At 62.6% G+C, this 786-nt stretch carries 1 protein-coding gene; it reads left to right on the forward strand.

The features are described 5' to 3' along the window. Positions 1–755: carbohydrate ABC transporter permease (locus AC1D15_RS35305; protein ID WP_477829751.1), on the forward strand; the 755-nt coding region annotated here is incomplete at its 5' end. Between the last annotated feature and the right edge of the window lie 31 nt (positions 756–786).

A 786-nucleotide genomic window follows, 5' to 3' on the forward strand; every position in this document is an offset into this window, starting at 1 on the left:
ACTGGATGGTGGTGACCTCGTTCAAGCCGAACGAGGAGTTGCTGGCGCGCACCGGCAACCCGTTCTGGATCATCAAGCCGACGTTTGCGCATTTCCACAAGCTGCTGTTCGAGACGGCGTATCCGGAGTGGCTGTGGAACACGGTGCTGGTGTCGGTGACGTCGACGATCCTGTCGCTGGTGGCTTCGGTGCTCGCGGCGTACGCGATCGAGCGGCTGAGGTTCCAGGGTGCGAAGCCGGCGGGGGCGGCGATCTTTCTGGCCTACCTGGTGCCGCCGTCGATCCTGTTCATCCCGCTGGCGGCGATCATTTTTCAGCTCGGGCTGTTCGACACCCGGATGGCGCTGATCCTGTCGTACCCGACCTTCCTGATCCCGTTCAGCACCTGGCTGCTGATGGGCTATTTCCGCTCGATCCCGTATGAGCTGGAGGAATGCGCGCTGATCGATGGCGCGAGCCGCTGGCAGATCCTGATCAAGATCGTGCTGCCGCTGGCAGTACCGGGGCTGATCTCGGCCGGCATCTTCGCGTTCACGCTGTCGTGGAACGAGTTCATCTACGCGCTGACCTTCATCTCGTCGTCGGAGATGAAGACGGTGCCGGTGGGGGTGATCACGGAGTTGGTGGAAGGGGATGTGTACCACTGGGGCTCGCTGATGGCGGGGGCGTTGCTCGGGTCGCTGCCTGTCGCCTTCATCTACTCGTTCTTCGTCGAGCACTATGTGTCGGGGATGACCGGTTCGGTGAAGGAGTAGCTGCTGGGCTGTTCCTCACCCGCCGCGCAAC

This window comes from Rhizobacter sp. P2_H2 (genome assembly GCF_056403375.1).